This window comes from Shewanella sp. SR44-3, from assembly GCF_014163735.1.
GTDB lineage: Bacteria > Pseudomonadota > Gammaproteobacteria > Enterobacterales > Shewanellaceae > Shewanella.
On the sequence record NZ_JACJDV010000004.1, the window covers coordinates 125815 to 143131 of the forward strand.

General features: G+C 45.3%; 20 protein-coding genes. 6 read left to right on the plus strand and 14 right to left on the minus strand.

Going from position 1 to position 17317, the window contains the following annotated elements; genetic code table 11:
- Positions 1 to 97: 97 nt before the first annotated feature.
- The 4 genes from H5073_RS03820 to H5073_RS03835 all read right to left on the minus strand — a co-directional run bounded on the left by H5073_RS03820 (position 98) and on the right by H5073_RS03835 (position 3711).
- Positions 98 to 1282: an NAD(P)/FAD-dependent oxidoreductase gene (locus tag H5073_RS03820; protein WP_182677146.1), complete on the minus strand. Its 1185-nt coding sequence runs from the start codon at positions 1280 to 1282 to the stop codon at positions 98 to 100.
- A gap of 344 nt (positions 1283 to 1626) precedes the next feature.
- Positions 1627 to 2649 (minus strand): NAD(P)H-dependent glycerol-3-phosphate dehydrogenase, encoded by a 1023-nt coding sequence (gene gpsA / locus H5073_RS03825; protein WP_182677148.1) that lies wholly within the window; start codon positions 2647 to 2649, stop codon positions 1627 to 1629.
- Positions 2650 to 2653: 4 nt separating this feature from the next.
- The gene (secB, locus tag H5073_RS03830) at positions 2654 to 3139 is read right to left on the minus strand and encodes a protein-export chaperone SecB (RefSeq protein WP_182677150.1); all 486 of its coding nucleotides are present in this window, start codon (positions 3137 to 3139) and stop codon (positions 2654 to 2656) included.
- A 137-nt stretch (positions 3140 to 3276) separates the two neighbouring features.
- Positions 3277 to 3711: a rhodanese-like domain-containing protein gene (locus H5073_RS03835; protein WP_182677152.1), complete on the minus strand. Its 435-nt coding sequence runs from the start codon at positions 3709 to 3711 to the stop codon at positions 3277 to 3279.
- 307 nt (positions 3712 to 4018) lie between these two features.
- Here H5073_RS03835 and gpmM point away from each other — a divergent pair, with 307 nt between their 5' ends.
- From gpmM to H5073_RS03855, 4 genes are read left to right on the plus strand one after another with little or no spacing between them, the layout of a single operon-like run.
- The gene (gene gpmM, locus H5073_RS03840; RefSeq protein ID WP_182677154.1) at positions 4019 to 5563 is read left to right on the plus strand and encodes a 2,3-bisphosphoglycerate-independent phosphoglycerate mutase; all 1545 of its coding nucleotides are present in this window, start codon (positions 4019 to 4021) and stop codon (positions 5561 to 5563) included.
- Between the two features lie 10 nt (positions 5564 to 5573).
- The gene (locus H5073_RS03845; protein WP_182677156.1) at positions 5574 to 6713 is read left to right on the plus strand and encodes a peptidoglycan DD-metalloendopeptidase family protein; all 1140 of its coding nucleotides are present in this window, start codon (positions 5574 to 5576) and stop codon (positions 6711 to 6713) included.
- Between the two features lie 40 nt (positions 6714 to 6753).
- On the plus strand, positions 6754 to 7956 hold the full coding sequence (locus H5073_RS03850) for a S41 family peptidase (RefSeq protein ID WP_182677158.1): 1203 nt from the start codon (positions 6754 to 6756) through the stop codon (positions 7954 to 7956).
- A gap of 11 nt (positions 7957 to 7967) precedes the next feature.
- Positions 7968 to 8735: a divergent polysaccharide deacetylase family protein gene (locus tag H5073_RS03855; protein ID WP_182677160.1), complete on the plus strand. Its 768-nt coding sequence runs from the start codon at positions 7968 to 7970 to the stop codon at positions 8733 to 8735.
- Here H5073_RS03855 and H5073_RS03860 read toward each other — a convergent pair.
- A complete protein-coding gene (locus tag H5073_RS03860) occupies positions 8710 to 9165 on the minus strand; it encodes an Rrf2 family transcriptional regulator (protein WP_182677162.1) in 456 nt (151 codons plus the stop codon). The two genes, H5073_RS03855 and H5073_RS03860, sit on opposite strands and share 26 nt — an antisense overlap.
- Positions 9166 to 9195: 30 nt before the next feature.
- Complete coding sequence (locus tag H5073_RS03865) at positions 9196 to 9447, minus strand: YkgJ family cysteine cluster protein (RefSeq protein ID WP_182677164.1); 252 nt, start codon at positions 9445 to 9447, stop codon at positions 9196 to 9198.
- Positions 9448 to 9668: 221 nt separating this feature from the next.
- Here H5073_RS03865 and H5073_RS03870 point away from each other — a divergent pair, with 221 nt between their 5' ends.
- Positions 9669 to 10076: a hypothetical protein gene (locus tag H5073_RS03870; protein WP_182677166.1), complete on the plus strand. Its 408-nt coding sequence runs from the start codon at positions 9669 to 9671 to the stop codon at positions 10074 to 10076.
- Here the strand turns inward: H5073_RS03870 and H5073_RS03875 are convergent.
- The 5 genes from H5073_RS03875 to H5073_RS03895 are packed head-to-tail and all read right to left on the minus strand — an operon-like array spanning position 10065 to position 14022.
- Positions 10065 to 10712: an SCO family protein gene (locus tag H5073_RS03875; RefSeq protein WP_182677168.1), complete on the minus strand. Its 648-nt coding sequence runs from the start codon at positions 10710 to 10712 to the stop codon at positions 10065 to 10067. The genes H5073_RS03870 and H5073_RS03875 overlap by 12 nt on opposite strands.
- 4 nt (positions 10713 to 10716) lie before the next feature.
- On the minus strand, positions 10717 to 11622 hold the full coding sequence (gene cyoE, locus H5073_RS03880; protein WP_182677170.1) for a heme o synthase: 906 nt from the start codon (positions 11620 to 11622) through the stop codon (positions 10717 to 10719).
- 13 nt (positions 11623 to 11635) lie between these two features.
- Complete coding sequence (locus tag H5073_RS03885) at positions 11636 to 12616, minus strand: heme A synthase (protein WP_182677172.1); 981 nt, start codon at positions 12614 to 12616, stop codon at positions 11636 to 11638.
- On the minus strand, positions 12616 to 13206 hold the full coding sequence (locus H5073_RS03890; RefSeq protein WP_182677174.1) for a hypothetical protein: 591 nt from the start codon (positions 13204 to 13206) through the stop codon (positions 12616 to 12618). Before H5073_RS03890 ends, H5073_RS03885 begins: the two co-directional genes overlap by 1 nt.
- A gap of 24 nt (positions 13207 to 13230) precedes the next feature.
- Positions 13231 to 14022: an SURF1 family protein gene (locus H5073_RS03895; protein ID WP_220487891.1), complete on the minus strand. Its 792-nt coding sequence runs from the start codon at positions 14020 to 14022 to the stop codon at positions 13231 to 13233.
- Between H5073_RS03895 and H5073_RS03900 the strand changes: the two genes are divergently transcribed.
- Positions 14006 to 14224 (plus strand): DUF2909 domain-containing protein, encoded by a 219-nt coding sequence (locus H5073_RS03900; RefSeq protein ID WP_182677178.1) that lies wholly within the window; start codon positions 14006 to 14008, stop codon positions 14222 to 14224. The two genes, H5073_RS03895 and H5073_RS03900, sit on opposite strands and share 17 nt — an antisense overlap.
- A 39-nt stretch (positions 14225 to 14263) precedes the next feature.
- Here the strand turns inward: H5073_RS03900 and H5073_RS03905 are convergent, their stop codons facing one another.
- From H5073_RS03905 to ctaD, 3 genes are read right to left on the minus strand one after another with little or no spacing between them, the layout of a single operon-like run.
- Positions 14264 to 15139, minus strand: a complete 876-nt coding sequence (locus H5073_RS03905; protein ID WP_182677180.1) for a cytochrome c oxidase subunit 3 — start codon at positions 15137 to 15139, stop codon at positions 14264 to 14266.
- Positions 15136 to 15699 carry a cytochrome c oxidase assembly protein gene (locus H5073_RS03910; RefSeq protein WP_182677182.1) on the minus strand — a complete coding sequence of 188 codons (564 nt, stop codon included), beginning with the start codon at positions 15697 to 15699 and terminating at the stop codon, positions 15136 to 15138. Before H5073_RS03910 ends, H5073_RS03905 begins: the two co-directional genes overlap by 4 nt.
- Position 15700: 1 nt before the next feature.
- Positions 15701 to 17308 (minus strand): cytochrome c oxidase subunit I, encoded by a 1608-nt coding sequence (gene ctaD / locus H5073_RS03915; RefSeq protein ID WP_182677184.1) that lies wholly within the window; start codon positions 17306 to 17308, stop codon positions 15701 to 15703.
- Positions 17309 to 17317 lie beyond the last annotated feature (9 nt).

Below are 17317 nucleotides of genomic sequence, written 5' to 3' on the forward strand. Positions count from 1 at the left end.
AGTGAATTATAGCTTAGTGTACAGACTTTATTATTCCAAAATGAACTTATGTACAAACTTTATTGCTTGTGTACAAACTTTATTGTGCCAAAACAAACTACACCGTTTGGCCGGCGGCGACCCCTGAGGCCCAGGCCCATTGGAAGTTGAACCCTCCAAGCCAGCCACTGACGTCCATGACTTCGCCGACAAAGAATAACCCGGGTACCTTGCTGGCCTCCATGGTTTTCGACGATAGCTCGTTAGTATCCACGCCCCCAAGGGTGACTTCGGCGGTGCGATAGCCTTCGGTGCCATTCATTAATACTGTCCACTGGTGTAAATTGGCCACAACGGCGGCGCGCTCGGCGTGGAGCAGTTGATTTAATGCCTTGTTTAACAAGGCTTCATCAAATAACACTTCCACCAGCCGCTTAGGCAACCAAAGACTTAAAGTGTTTTTAAGGCTTTGCTTGGGGTGGGCAACTTGTTGTAACTCCAGCGCGTTTGCCGCATCCATATTGGGCAGTAAGTCGATTTCTATGGTTTCGCCGGCTTTCCAGTAATTAGAAATTTGCAAGATAGCCGGGCCAGATAAGCCACGATGGGTGAATAGCAGCGCTTCACTAAATTGAGTGCCATCTTTTGCAGTGATTCTACTGGGCACTGCTATGCCTGAAAGTGGCTCGAAGCGGGTTTTATCTTCCAAGTGCCAAGTGAAAGGCACTAGGCCTGCATGTGTTGGCAGTACCTTTAAGCCAAACTGCTCAGCGATATGATAACCAAAAGGCGTGGCGCCAAGTTTGGGCATTGAAAGCCCACCGGTGGCGATGACTAACGAGTCACAGCTCAAATCACCTGCCGATGTGGTTAGCATAAATTGGCCAGTTTCAGTCTTAGCGATAGTCAGTATTTCAGTGCGCAGCTTGATATTCACCCCCGCCCAATCACATTCTGTGGTGAGCATGGCGACTATTTCTTTGGCTGAGTCATTGCAAAACAGCTGGCCATGATCCCGCTCGTGGTATTCAATACCGTGGCGATCAACCATTTCGATAAACTGCTGTGATGGGTAGCGTGCTAGTGCTGATTTTACAAAATGACTGTTACCGCAGATAAAATTAGCGGGCTCAACCTTTTGATTAGTGAAATTACAGCGGCCGCCACCGCTGATCAAGATTTTACGCCCAAGTTGCTTGGCATTATCCAGTAGCAGCACATCACGGCCTCGGTAACCAGCAGTCAGAGCACACATTAACCCTGCGGCGCCTGCACCGATAATAATTACGTCATGATGTTTCACTGTCTCTCTCCAACTGCAACTGAGTTTGTGTAAATCGTTAGCACTTAATTAATGCTAAGCAAAAAGTGTCGCTATTGTAGCATTCAGCTGATGATTGGCTAGCTGTGATACTGGTTTACCGCTCAAGCTTTAGAGGCTCCAATCTATGCTGCTCTTCAATTCAGTTTTTCTACAAGCTTTGGACGCCTGCCTTTCACTTACACATTTGGTGGCTTATCTTGTATAGACAAGGAAAATAGTTATTAAAAAATAAGTCTTTTTCTTTAAACACAAAAAAGGATGCCATTAGCATCCTCTTGTTTACGACCATAATTTCTGATGGAAATAATCCATGACGACTATTTCTATGGACTTTGCCTTACTGTTTCAGACTTTTTATCGCGACTAAGAAGTTGTTTCGCGGCCTCCACAGGGGCTTTACCTTGGTACAAGACTTGGTAAATTTGCTCTGTGATGGGCATTTCTACTCCTAGGCGCTTAGCCAAGGTATAGACTTCTTTGGTGTTGCGATAACCTTCAACCACTTGACCAATTTCGTTTTGAGCCGTGATAACATCACAACCTTTACCTATGGCCATGCCAAAACGACGGTTACGTGACTGGTTATCAGTACACGTTAGCACTAAATCCCCCAGACCTGCCATGCCGATAAAGCTTTCTGCCGATGCGCCAAGAGCAACACCTAAACGAGTAAGTTCAACTAAGCCTCGGGTGATTAACGCTGTACGGGCGTTAGCGCCAAAACCTATGCCATCAGACATACCTGCGCCGATGGCGATAACATTTTTGACCGCACCGCCAAGTTGTAAGCCAGTAAAATCATCATTGGCATAAACCCGCAGGCGTTTAGGACTATGAAGCAGCTCAACCAATTCATTGGTAAAGCTTGGGCATGTGCCCGCCACGGCGATTGCCGTTGGCATCCCTGCAGCTAACTCTTTAGCAAACGTAGGCCCAGACAATACCGCTAACGGATAGCTGTCACCCAATTGTTCGCGAGCCACATCTTGCAATAAGCGTCCCGTTTCGGGCTCAAGCCCTTTGGTCGCCCACACAATACGACTGTCTTTACGCAGTAAAGGTTTGGCTTGTTTAAGTACATCACCGAACACATGACTTGGCACAACCACTAGGATATTTTTGCTGGCAGCCAAGGCTTTAGCCAAATCAGTCTCGATTGCTAAACAATCGGGGAAGCGGATCCCAGGCAAAAAGCGCTCATTGCTACGACTGTCAGCTAACACTTGCATACCTTTAGGATCATGACCCCAAAGCAAGGTTTTGTGACCGTTGCTGGCTAAAGAAATGGCAAGGGCGGTGCCATAAGACCCCGCCCCCAATACCGTAATCTCGGCAGTATTATTCATAAATTTATGCGTTTGCTTCTTCAACTGCTGGCGCTTCTGCCGCTGCTGCTTGGCGTTGCTGAACATATTGTGCAAATAATGCATCAAAGTTTACTGGCGCTAGGTTTAACTGTGGGAAAGTACCACGACCAACTAGGCTACCAACAAGTTCACGAGCGTACGGGAATAGCACGTTAGGACAATATGCACCTAAAGAGTGAGCCAGTTGCTGCTCTGTCAAACCTTGGATAGAGAAAATACCCGCTTGCTGAACTTCACATAAAAATGCCGTTTCATCACCGTTTGTAGCAGTAACCGTCAGTGATAACACCACTTCATAAACGTCATCTGATAATTTGTTGCTACGAGTGTCTAAATCCAGTTTAACTTCTGGGTTCCACTCTTTTTGAAATACAGCTGGGCTGTTTGGTGTTTCGAAAGACAAATCCTTTGTATAAATACGCTGAATGTTGAATTGTGGTGCTTGTTGTTCGTTGTTTGCTTCAGCCATAATTTCCTACCTTTCAATGTTAATTAGCCTTCTACGAGGCTTATTCTATGCTTGGGTGGTGATAATTGACCTTGCCCAAGCTTTAAATAATCAATTGTCGTAAAGCCCCAATAGCCCACAACAACCAATACTGAGTTTTACTTTTTACTTTTTACTAATGGCAAATTAGCTGCTTGCCATTCATCCATGCCACCCTTAAGGTTATGGATGTTTTCGAAACCTTGTTTAACAAGTAATTGTGCCGCTTGCGATGATGTCATACCAGTCTTACATACTAATATAATGGGGTTGGCTTTATATTTTTCAAGGGCGCTGAGCTGATTATTTTTGATTTCAGCCAGTGAGATGTTTAACCCATCGATAATGTGGCCCTTACGAAAATCCTCTTTAGCACGCACATCGACAACTTTTGCATTCTGCTTGTTGACGAGCTGAGTCAATTCTTGATGACTAATATTTTTCACTTTAGAGGTACCAGCTTTAATCACGCTGATAACCAGAGCACTAAATAAACCTACCCAAGCCAAACTTAGAATTGGATTCGCTTGAAAAAACTCAATATATGCTTGCATTTGTACTGCCTATGGTCAATTTGGCTAAAATTAATAGGCCAAGAGTATACCCATTGCCACACTAGATTGCAGCACTATATCAATGTAGCGGGCGATGGATTTATTTTTAGATCACACTATCAAGAGATTTATCATTTAAGTGGCGATGGTATAAACCCTTACCCAGCTGATTTGGGTTGCTTTTTAATGATGAATTTATGGGGTAGTTCAAAGCTTGATTGTAAATGCCTTTTTCAGCCCAGTGATAAGTAGTAATATTCATACAATTGTTGCTTTATATTTCTCTTAAAACTTAGAAGGTACTCCCATGACGACAGCTAAACGTCCGCTGGCACTCCTTATCCTTGATGGTTGGGGCTACCGTGAGAACCCGCATAATAATGCGGTTTTCCACGCTCGCACCCCCGTTTTAGATAAGTTAAACGCCCAATACCCTAACAGCTTGATTTCAGGTTCAGGTCTAGATGTTGGTTTACCCGATGGCCAAATGGGCAACTCTGAGGTTGGTCATATTAATATCGGTTCTGGCCGGGTGGTATATCAGGAGTTAACCCGAGTAAGCAAAGCCATTGAAGATGGTGAATTTGATGAAAATTCAGTACTTTGCAAAGCCGTTGATGATGCGATAAATACTAATGGTGCTGTTCATATTATGGGGCTGTTGTCACCTGGTGGTGTACATAGTCATGAGGAGCATATCGAAGCCATGTGCCGGATGGCCGTTAAGCGTGGCGCTAAAAAAGTTTATTTACACGCTTTCTTAGACGGTCGCGATACTCCGCCACGTAGCGCTAAAGCCAGCCTAACTCATTTTGATGATCTGTTTACTACATTAGGCCAAGGCCGCGTGGCTTCAATTATTGGCCGTTACTACGCCATGGACAGAGACAATCGCTGGGATCGTGTCTCTCAAGCCTATGATTTAATCACTCAAGGTCAAGGAAAGTTTAGTTATTCTAATGCCGTTGATGCATTAGAAGCTGCCTATAGCCGTGATGAAAACGATGAATTCGTTGCCGCCTCTAGCATTACTGATGCCCAAGGCCAGTCAGCCAGTTTAAATGATGGCGACACCATGATATTCATGAATTTTCGCGCCGACCGTGCACGCCAAATTACTCGCAGCTTTATCGATGCCGATTTCGATGGGTTTAAACGTGCCGTAACGCCTAAGGCTAACTTTGTTACCTTGACCGAATATGCCGCTGATATCAGTGCGCCAAAGGCATTTCCATCGTCTGATTTAGTGAATACTTTCGGTGAGACGCTGCAGAATCTAAATAAAACCCAGTTGCGGATTTCAGAAACTGAAAAATATGCCCACGTAACGTTTTTCTTTAATGGCGGTAAAGAAGATCCATTTAACGGTGAAGATCGTATCTTGATCCCATCACCTAAAGTGGCGACTTATGATTTACAACCTGAAATGAATTCAACTGAGCTTACTGACAAGTTAGTCGCAGCGATTGAATCTGCTAAGTATGATGTAATCATTTGTAACTATCCTAATGGTGATATGGTTGGGCATACTGGTAACTTTGATGCCGCGGTGAAAGCCTGTGAAGCTGTAGATGCCTGTATAGGCCGCGTTGTTGAAGCCTTAGCGAAAGTGGATGGCGAGTGTTTAATTACAGCCGATCACGGCAATGCAGAGCAGATGACAGATGAGTCTACAGGCCAAGCACATACAGCTCACACCAGTGAATTGGTGCCTTTTATTTATGTTGGCCGCAAAGCCAGCATAAAAGATGGCGGTCGTTTGAGTGATATCGCGCCAACTATGTTATCTTTGATGGGCCAGCCAGTGCCTGCGGAAATGACCGGGCGTTGTATTATTGACCTGAAAGAGTAATCCCTAACTCGTGAACATTCGACTATTAAAAGCCAGCATTCTTGCTGGCTTTATATTGCTTCCTTTGCCTGCACTCAGCGCCGACATAGATAAACGTCAAGCTGAGCTTAAGGCGATACAAGCCCAAATTAATAAACAGAAGAACACCCTGCAAGACACCAGTCGCCAGCGGGAAAAACTGCAAGCCTTATTGAAGCAGGACGAGAAAGCTATTGCCCATTCTGCGCAAAAAGTTAATCAATCTAAGCAATCTCTTAATGCCATAAATAAAAAGCTTACCGAGCTTACTCAAGAACAAACCAGGTTAGAACGTGACAAAATAGGGCAACAAGCCACCTTATCACGGCAGCTATCAAGTGCTTATCTTGCAGGTAATCACGATTACACTAAGATGATGCTCAATCAACAAAACCCTGCCACGATTGAGCGTATGCTGGCGTATTATCAGTATTTAAACAAAGCTAGAATGAACGCCATAACAGAGTTAAAGATCACCCTAACTCAATTAAACCAAGTGAAAACCTCGCAAATCAATACCCAGCAAAAGCTCAATGCACTAGTGATTACCCAACAGAAGCAAGCAAAAAACCTGACCAAAGAACAAAATCAGCGTCAACACACCTTAACTCAGCTGCAACGTACTTTAAATACTAAAGGTGCAGAGTTAGAGCAATTGCAAATCGAAGAAGCCAGTATTAAGCGCGTGGTGCAGCAAGCTCTAATCGCAAGCAAAGCCAGTAAAGCAACCCCTGCCATGGATGGCCTTAACGTCAGCAAAACTAAGCTACCCTGGCCCACTAAAGGTCGTCTAAACACTAAGTTTGGTAGCAGCCGCTCTGGGCAAATTAACTGGAAAGGCGTTATTTTATCAGCTGCAGAAGGCCAAGCTGTTAATGCCGTTGCTGCTGGTAGAGTCATTTATGCCGATTGGCTCAGAGGCTTTGGCATGGTGATGGTGGTCGATCACGGCAAAGGATTTATGAGCCTTTATGGCCATGCGCAAGCATTGCTTAAAAAACCTGGAGACAAAATTAACCGCGGTGAAACGATTGCCTTGGTGGGTCGCTCAGGTGGGCGCACTGAACCTGGCCTATACTTTGAAATAAGAAACAAAGGTCAAGCGGTCAATCCAGCAAATTACTGTCGCTGATAATCGCTAATCATTACCTTTTTAGGTATTTGGAGGCGTTATGGGGCAATATTTTCGTTATCTTTTATGTTTTATCTTAGGGGCAATATTTGCCCTTTCGATAAGCTTATCCAGTTCCGAGCATGCCCATAATCATATCAAGGACTATGACTACCCCTTGTTAATGGATGTCATTGAAACCATTGAAACCTATTACGTTAAGCCTCTTCCTAGACAAGAATTAATCGAAGCCGCTATCGCGGGGATTTTCACCCATCTAGACCCTTACTCAGACTTTCTTAACCATAGCGATTACCAAAGTTTAAGCGATGTAAACAAAGGCAGTTATTTCGGTTTTGGCTTTGAGGTGGCAACCGATGACAATAAAATCGTTATCATCAGCCCATTCTCAGGCTCTCCAGCCGCTAAAGTTGGTATACAAGCTGGTGATATTATAGTCAAACTCAACGGCTATGACATAGATGCAAACAACCTCAATCAAGTGCTTAAAGACATCAAACGACACAGCCAAGCAAAAGAAGCTATCGGCCTCACTTTACAACGAATTGACCATGCAGCACTGATAGATGTCAGCCTACAGCCAAGCTTAGTGCAAATAGAAGCCATTAATGCTCGCCTAATCGATAACGAGATAGGTTATATACACCTTGCAAGCTTTCAAGAAGACACCACCACAGCGATTAGACAGCAAGCTATCGCATGGCAAAATCATAAACTCACAGGGGTTATTCTAGATCTGAGAAATAACCCCGGAGGTCTATTAGATCAAGCCATTGGCATTGCTGATTTATTTTTAGATAAAGGTTTGATTGTCTCGACTAAGGGGCGCTTCTTTGATGCCAATGAAGCCTATTACGCCTCTTCAGAAGCCATTTTTTCTAATGTACCTATGGTGGTATTGATCAATAAAGGCTCAGCATCTGCCTCTGAAGTATTGGCAGCAGCGTTACAAGAGAATAACCGTGCCACTTTAATGGGTGAGAAAAGTTTTGGCAAAGGCACAATACAAAGTCTTATTCCTATGCTGAATCAAGGTAATGCCATGAAGCTCACCATAGCCAAATACAGCACCCCAAAAGGCAACGATATTCACAGCAAGGGAATAGAGCCAGATATAAAAATTGAAATTGCTGCTGTAACTGCGGCCAATAATATGCCTATAATCGATAAAATCGCGAAGCAATCTCAACAATCGGATAATGAACTTGATACTGCTATTGCGTGGATAACAACAAATAACTAAAAGCAGACTCAGTGCAATATCTTTATATATTTTTAGGGTTACTCTTTATTCAGCCCGTTTTTGCGGCAAAACTAGCGATCATCATTGACGATATTGGCTATCGTCAAACCGATGAGGCGGTGCTATCGCTGCCAAATACCATCACACTCTCCGTTCTGCCACACACTCCATTAGGACAAAAACTGGCTCAAGATGGCCACAATAATGGTCATGAAATCATGCTGCATTTACCTATGCAAGCACTCAATGGTAAAGAGTTGGGCCCTGGCGGGCTCACTAATGACATGACTGAGCAGCAAATAAAACAACAACTTTACTACGCTGTCAGTAGCATACCATTTGCTAAAGGCGCAAATAATCATATGGGTAGCCTGCTGACTCAAATGCGAGATCCCATGCGCTGGGTAATGCAAAGCCTTAAGCAAAACAATTTATATTTTGTCGATAGCATGACGACTCGGTTTACTAAAGCTGCAGATAGCGCACAATCATTAGGGGTGCCAACACTAAAACGTCAGGTATTTCTTGATAATGATGTCAGTGAAGTGGCGCTTCAACGCCAATTTAATCTGATCATGGCTATGGCTAAAAAAGATAAGCAAGTCATTGCGATAGCTCATCCATACCCAGAAACAGTGCACTTTCTTAAGGCCAATTTACACAGGCTTGAACAGGCAGGAATTGAGCTAGTACACACTTCACACTTGTTACCACCAACTGGCAATAATGAAATGATGGCTAGTCAAACCAGTGCTAACTCAAATTTAATACTGAAATAGTAGGGTCTGCCAAGCTTCCCAATAATTTATCTTTATTATTAATAATATCAGACAGATAATAGCTATCCAATACAGCTAGGTAAGCTTCAAGCGCTTTAGCTAATATAGACTTTAAGTTACAAACAGGGGTAAAGCGGCAATAAGGTTCACCACAATTGACCTGAACAAGAGAATGCTCCAATTCACGAACTATGCTGCCTAAATTAATTTCTGTAGCAAACCTAGCTAACCTAAAACCACCATTCTTACCTCTGATCGTCTTCAAATAGCCTAACTTACCCAAATGGTGAACTATTTTAGCCACATGATTGGCCGATAATTCGAACACTTGAGTTATCTCTGCAATTCGAAACAACTCAACCCGTTCAGGTTGAATAGCTAGGTACATCAAGATCCTAATACCATAATCGGTATAACGTGTTAACTGCATAGTAATTCCAAATCGTAAATAAACACTAGTCTAGCAGGTAGAAGATTCAAGGTCTGTGATCAACCAAATAGCTTGCTCATTTGTGGAACCGCAAACATCAATACTTGCAGCAAAACCACCACAAACAGCAGGGCGTTCAGGCTGACCAAAAATCATGCACAAGTTATCAGTGTTTAACTGGATGCAACGCTCACCGGCAGGTTTACCCTGTGGCATACCAGGTATTGGACTAGTAATAGATGGCGCAATACAACAGGCACCACAGCCCAAGCGACACTCCATAGCAATTCCCAATAGTTAAATGACTAAAAAACAGAAATGTATTATAAAGCAAATGCCCAGAGTAGGATTAAATAAACCTTGATAAAATTAAGATTTATGGTGAAAAAACGAACGTGTTTTAACCACTTAAAACTTTGTTTGATGAGATGGGCCGGCTATGATCTTATTGCCTTTTTAATAAGGGGGCGCATTATGTATTTTTATGTCTCAATTCAATTTTAATGTTAGCTGGGATTATATCTAGGGCTACGAATAACCCGTATACATCTAACATTTATCGATTCAGCGTACTTGAATATTGGCAAGAAACTTTCTCTTATCACTTTGGTTCATCTGGAAAATCACACTCGGGAATATTTTTTCTAGGCGAAGGCCGCAGAAGTCCGGATCAAGAACAGACACCTTTAGAGAAAATCGGTAAGGCTTTAATTGAAGAGTACAGCAAACATAAAAATGACACAGATGCTCAAAAGTTGGGAGTACCTGCGCTTCTGTGGGTTAAATTTTTATATATCAAGAATAAATTCGAGTCTATCGATATGGATGAACATAAGGATTTTGTCGAATCAGCGTCCCCATTAGACTGGATGGGCAAAGATGAATTATCAGATTTACTTTTAGCTAGCTGAATAGCGGTTAAAAATTTGCTCCAAATCGGCCAGTAGTTCCTTGTTATTGATTTGGCCCATCTGCCCCAGCACAGGTTTAGGTTTGAATACCGCAAACTTCTCCCCTTTAGGTGACACTAGTACATAGGATGCACTGTGATCCACTTGGTAATCATCGCCATCGCCGACCATAGCATAGGCAAATCCTAAATCCCGACTAAAGGGAAACAGTTTAGCGTGTGGGGCTGTTACGGCTTTAAATTCAGAGTTGAAAAAATTAATGTAATCTAAGCGTTTCTGCTGGGTATCTCGGGCGGGATCGGCCGAAACAAATACCACTTGAACTGGCACCTTGCTGACGGCTTGAAGCTTAGGGTAAAGGGCGGCAAGTTTGGACAAGGTGGTGGGGCAGACGTCAGGGCAGGAGGTGTAGCCCACGAACACTAGGCTCCATTTACCCTCGAACTCTGCCTGAGTAAATTCAGCCCCTGACTGATCTTCGAGGCTAAAGGGCGCTAAGCCCCTAGGCTGCTCGAAAAGATAGCCGCTGCTTAAGGTCAATGGGCTTGTGTTCACCGCCTTGGATGGTGATAGCGCCACTAAGGCGGCGCCGCCAATGCCAAAGAGTAAAATAAATGAAATAATCAGCTTTTTCAATTGATTAGCTCCATAAGTAATGATCGACCAATAAGACCACAAACAACAGCATTAAATGATAGATGGAGAAGGTAAACACCCGCATCGCAAGTCCTGGCTCATCATGGTATTTAAGCTGCCACGCCTTATAGATAAAGCCGCAACTTAAGATGCTCGAGCCCACTAAATATACCGGTCCTGACATGCCCACAAGCACAGGCAATAAACAGGCGAGTGCTAATAAGAAGGTATACAGCAAGATGCAGGTCTTAGTGAATTCCACCCCATGAGTCACAGGTAGCATGGGAATGTCCACTTTGGCGTATTCGGCTTTTCTGTGGATGGCCAGCGCCCAGAAATGGGGCGGCGTCCAAGTGAAAATAATGATCACTAACAACAGCGCATTACCGTGTAATTCATTGGTGACCGCAGTCCAGCCAAGTAGTGGCGGCATGGCACCCGCAAGACCGCCGATGACGATATTTTGCGGGGTTGCGCGTTTTAAATAGGCGGTATAGACCACGGCATAGCCGATTAAACTGGCGAAGGTGAGCCAAGCTGTTAGCGGATTCACCCACCAATACAGCAGCACAAAGCCCAGTCCCCCGAGTGAGAAGGCAAAACTAAAGGCCTTGTTGACCGATAACTTTCCCTTGGGCAGCGGGCGATTATAGGTGCGTGCCATCAAGCCATCGATGCGTCTGTCGATAAGATGGTTAAAGGCCGCGGCCGAACCTGCCATCATGGCAATGCCCAGCATGCCAAAGACTAAAGGTTGCAAAGGCACGGCGCCCGGCAGGGCCAAACACATGCCCACTAACACTGTCAGTAGCATCAAGGCGACCACCTTGGGCTTGGTCATTTCGAAGTAATCACGCCAAGATAGCGAGAAACTCATGCTTTGCGCTGGAATGATAAGAGGTTTAGCCATGGTTGCGTCCTCGCTATGCTTTACGCCATAGGGCGTAATTAATAAAAACTAAGTTCAGTAACAGCAGTGCGGCACCGCCATTGTGAGACACGGCAATGCCTAAGGGTAAATGCATCACCACATTCGATATGCCAAGCCCGATTTGAACTAACACTAAAACAACCAGCAAGTAGGCGCTGCTGCGCATCACCTGTGACTGAGCGCTGAATAACTTGAACGCTAACCAGAGTAAGGTCAGCGCTGTCACTAGCCCCCATATTCGATGGCTGACATGTATGGTCATTCGCGTCGCATAGTCGAGCACCCCATATTCAAAACTTGGATGTTGCCCCTGAAACGGTGAGAAGGCATCGGCAAAGCGCAGATTATCAAACCAGTTGCCTTCACATAGGGGCAGTTGGGTGCAGGCGAGGGCGGCATAGTTAGATGACGTCCAGCCGCCGAGCATAATTTGTATTACCAGTACCCCTAGTGCGACTAGGGCCAACGGCAATAGGGCTCTTGCCTTGCTGTCACCGCCCGGGATCCTAAAGGCCCCTGTGCGTAGATACAGCAGTAGCAATAAGGCAAACAGGGTAAAGCCGCCAATTAAGTGCGACATCACCACTATGGGCATGAGCTTCATGGTGACAGTCCACATTCCAAGCGCCGCTTGAAACAGGATTAATAGCGCAATAAAAATAGGTAGCCGCTTAGGGGTATCTTGGCTGCGTAAGCACAAGATTAAAATGCCTAGCACTAATAAGCCTAAAGTGCCGGCTATGTATCTGTGGATCATCTCAAGCCAGGCTTTTTCCGGCTCCACTGTGTGCTCGGGGAAGTTTATTTCCACCTTGCTCAGTTCATGGGCTTCATCGGGCACAGTTAAGTGACCATAACACCCTGGCCAATCTGGGCAGCCAAGGCCAGCGTCAGAAAGCCGAGTGTATGCGCCCATTAAAATGACCATTAAAGTAAAGACTAAGGTGATTTTAAGTAATGATTGCAACGTCATTAGCCAACCCTCGACAGCTTTAGCATTTTACGCAGATCTGAAAGCATGGCCTTGCCCTGAGTGATATTGGCGTCGCGACCACTGATGCCGTCATAGCGCATCACGAGATTACCTAAGGGGTCGACTATGATCATTTGTTGATCAACCAGCAGGCTTGCTAACTGAGTATTGGCAGTCATAGTGCTGTAGTTAAGCTCAAGCTTATCTAAGGCTGCCACATCACTGTTTGATTGCACTATGATGATGGGCGCGACACGATTCTTCACTTGCCCCAGGGCAATATGACTCTGCTGCAGAATATAGAGTCTGTCTTGGCATTGACTGCCACAGTGACTGGGGAGTAAATAGAGAATTTGCCAAGAGTGCGGCTTAGGGTTGGCTTGAGTCAGGGATTGGTAGCTGATATCACCAGTTAACAGCTCACCCTGGTTGGTGGCGCCGCCTTGGTACAAATTTAGGCTTAAGACTAATTTTGCCAAGGCCACTGGCAGTACAAATACCAAGATAAGCACAAATAACGCTTTAGGACGTTTTTTAGTGACCGTTTTTGTTACCGTTGTCGCAGTTGTGATTGGGGCGTGGGAGTTCATTCTATCTCCTCTGTTCTCATTGAGTTATTGTTGTTTTTTCAATCTTTTATAACTTAACCATAACAGCATTAATGCAAACACCACAGCCATAGTGAACCATTGCAAAGCGTAGCCAAAATGCTTCTTGGCAGGCATAGGTACAGGCTGCCATGGTTGAGGTAAAATACTGATATCTTTGGCTTGTAACACCACAGGCACTAGCTTACGTGTCAGTAAGTGTTCCAAGGCCGGTAAATTTAAATTCTGAAACCGCAGTGGGTTCCCCGTTTCAGCATAAAGCTCATCACTCATGGGGTTAATTTGTTTTTGGTAGACTCGCCCCGTCAGTTGATAGGCTTCGGAGCGCTGAGGTAACGGCGTTATCTTTGGCAGTATGCGCCTGTCCTTGTTGGCGCCAATAAAGCCGAGTTCAACTAAAATCCAAGCAGGATTATCAGCCGCTTGATGGCCTTCAAGGCCGCTTAATGATCCTTGGCTTATCTCAAACACTTGCATGGCTAAGTAGCCCACTTGACCTTGATAAACTTGGTTATCTAGCAATAAAATCGGCGCAGGGGCTGGCTGGGCTTGGATGCTCAAGTTAAATCCTGTGAGTTCATCTTGGGGTGTTTGTGCCAATAACTGCGCCAAATTTAACGGCGGTGCATTTTGTCTCTGAACTAGGCTTGCTTGCCATAGCGCCTTTTGCTCGCCCTTTTGGTATTGCCACAGACCAAGCTTGACCAAAAGCAGAAACACACCCACAGTGACACACAGCAAGAATAGATTAGCCCAGCTCACCATTCGAAAAGGAACGCCTGTGAATAGCCTAGTCATATTTAAAGTCACCCTAGTGTTACTACTTGTTTTCATTATTTTTAATCTAGCTAGAGCCTTAATTATTATGGTTAAAGGTGAGCAAACTCAACCCATGAGCCATTACCTTGGCCGGCGGGTGTTGTACTCAGTGCTGGTGGTACTGTTATTGCTGGTGGCGCTGGGGCTAGGCATTGTTGAACCTAATCCCCGTCCTTATTAACTCATTGTTTATTTATGGGTAAATTCAAAGGCATTGGCCTTAAAGCACGTAAACAAATAAGAATAAGCACAACCACACCACATCAACGAAATGCCAATACCAACTGCCCGCCTGGAAAGCGAAATGCTTATCCGGGCTGAAATGCCCTTTCAATACCCGCACAAATAGCACAATTAAAAACACTGTGCCTAAGGTGACGTGCATACCGTGAAAACCTGTTAGCAGGAAGAAGGTATTGCCGTAAATGCCAGAGGTTAACGTCAGCCCCATTTCTTGATAGGCATGGGCGTATTCTTCTACCTGTAACACCAAGAAGGCGATACCCAGAATAATGGTTAACCCTAACCACAGGCCGATAGCGCTGCGCTTAGATTTCTCTAAACCCACGTGAGCAAAATGCAGGGTAACAGAGGAGGTCAGCAGTAAGATGGTGTTGATAAGCGGCAGACCGTTCCAACCCATGGCTTCAGTCTTAGTGCCATCTGGCGTGGTGACCAGTGGCCAGATGGCTTCGAAGGTTGGCCATAATACTTGGTGAGTCATGGCATTGTTGGATGCGCCGCCAAGCCAAGGTACTGAGATCATTCTGGCGTAGAACAGCGCACCAAAAAATGCGCCGAAGAACATGATCTCTGAGAAAATAAACCAGCTCATGCCTTGTCTAAATGATCTGTCCATCTGCGGTGAATACAGCCCCGACATGGACTCTTCAATGACGGTTCTAAACCAGCCAAAAATCATAAAGATAATAATGGCAAGGCCTGCAAGTAGCAGATAGCCACCAGAACCACTCGCTTCACTGGATAGTTGTTGTACATAGTTACCAGCCCCGAAGGCGATTAAAAATAGCCCTATGGCGCCTACAATCGGCCAAGCACTTTGGGCTGGCACGTAATAGGATTGATGTTTGGTCATTTTGCTGCTCCTTGCTCTACGGCGCTCACTTGTTTGGCTGTGATGTCATAGAGGGTGTACGAGAGAGTCAGAGTATTAATGGACTCAGGTAAATCAGGGTCCACGTAAAAAATCAGCGGTAATTCGGCATTGGCTAATGCCCCTAAAGGCTGCTGGTTAAAACAAAAACATTCTGTTTTATTGAAATATGCCGCCCCTTGTCCAGGTGACACAGAAGGGATAGCTTGCCCTACAGTATCGACAGTGGAGAGGTTTTTGGCTACAAAGTGCGTACGGACTAACTCACCAGGATGCACCTTAAGACGATTCACATTTGGGGTGAACTCCCAAGCCATACCCGGTTGAATTTGCGCAATAAATTCAATATTTACAGTGCGATCTTTGTCGATAACCACGGCCTCATAACGGCTGGCAGTGCCTTGGGGCTTTCCATTGATCCCCAAGGCATCACACAAGACGTCATATAAGGGCACCAAGGCGAAGCCAAATCCAAACATCGCCACTGAGCTCAAGATCAATATGCTTAATAGTTTGCGATTAGACTTGCTTGGCGCGGCCATATCATTTCACCTCTGGAGGTGTGGTGAACGAGTGATAAGGTGCAGGACTTGGAATGGTCCACTCTAAGCCTTCTGCGCCTTCCCAGGGTTTGTCTGCTGCTTTTTCACCGCCTTTGATGCATTTGAGCACCACGGCCAAGAAAATAAACTGTGACAAACCAAAGGCGAAACCACCAATAGAGACAATTTGATTAATGTCGGCAAATTGCACCGCGTAATCAGGGATACGTCTTGGCATGCCTGCTAAGCCTAAGAAATGCATGGGGAAGAACAAGACGTTGACCGAAATCACCGAACACCAGAAATGCCAGCGGCCTAAGTTTTCGTCATACATGTGGCCAGTCCATTTAGGCAGCCAGTAATACGCCGCAGCCATGATGGAGAAAATGGCCCCAGTCACCAGTACATAATGGAAATGCGCCACCACAAAGTAAGTATCGTGATACTGGAAATCCGCCGGTGTGATGGCCAGCATCAAACCAGAGAAGCCGCCAATGGTGAATAGGATAATAAAGGCCACCGCAAACAGCATGGGAGTCTCAAAGGTGATTGAGCCACGCCACATGGTGGCCACCCAGTTAAATACCTTAACTCCAGTGGGGACGGCGATTAACATGGTGCAGTACATGAAAAACAGCTCAGCAAATACCGGCATACCTGTGGTAAACATGTGGTGCGCCCACACCAAAAACGACAAGATGGCGATACTGGCCGTGGCATACACCATGGACGAGTAGCCAAAGAGTTTCTTACGACTAAAGGCGGGTACTATCGCCGAGACGATACCAAAGGAAGGTAAGATCATAATGTAGACTTCAGGGTGACCGAAGAACCAGAAAATATGCTGGAACATTACAGGGTCGCCGCCGCCAGCTGCATCGAAGAAGCTAGTACCGAAGTATTTATCTGTTAATACCATGGTGACCGCGCCCGCAAGCACAGGCATCACAGCTATCAGTAAGAAAGCGGTGATTAACCAAGTCCACACGAACAGTGGCAGCTTCATCCAGCTCATGCCAGGTGCACGTAAGTTGACGATAGTCACAATCACGTTAATCGCACCCATGATTGAGCTTATGCCCATCATGTGCACAGAGAACACAAACAGGGCTGTGGTATCTGGGCTATAGGTGGTGGAAAGTGGCGCGTAGAAGGTCCAACCGAAGTTAGGCCCGCCGCCTTCCATGAATAATGACCCCAACAGCATGGAAAACGCGAAGGGTAAAATCCAAAAACTCCAGTTATTCATCCTAGGCAGCGCCATATCTGGCGCGCCTATCATCATGGGGATCAGCCAGTTAGCAAGACCTGTAAAGGCGGGCATAACGGCGCCAAACACCATGATGAGTCCGTGCACTGTGGTCATCTGGTTAAAGAAGTTAGGCTCAACTAATTGTAATCCAGGCTGAAATAATTCGGCGCGGATCACCATGGCCATGGCGCCACCGGTTAAAAACATAATGAAACTGAACCAGAGATACAAGGTGCCTATGTCTTTATGGTTGGTGGTTAACACCCAGCGCATTAAACCACTGGGGCGTTCATCGTGATGATGATCATCAGTGGCGGCAGTATCTTGTGTCGCAGTATCTTGCGTCATAGTGCTCATAGTTATCTC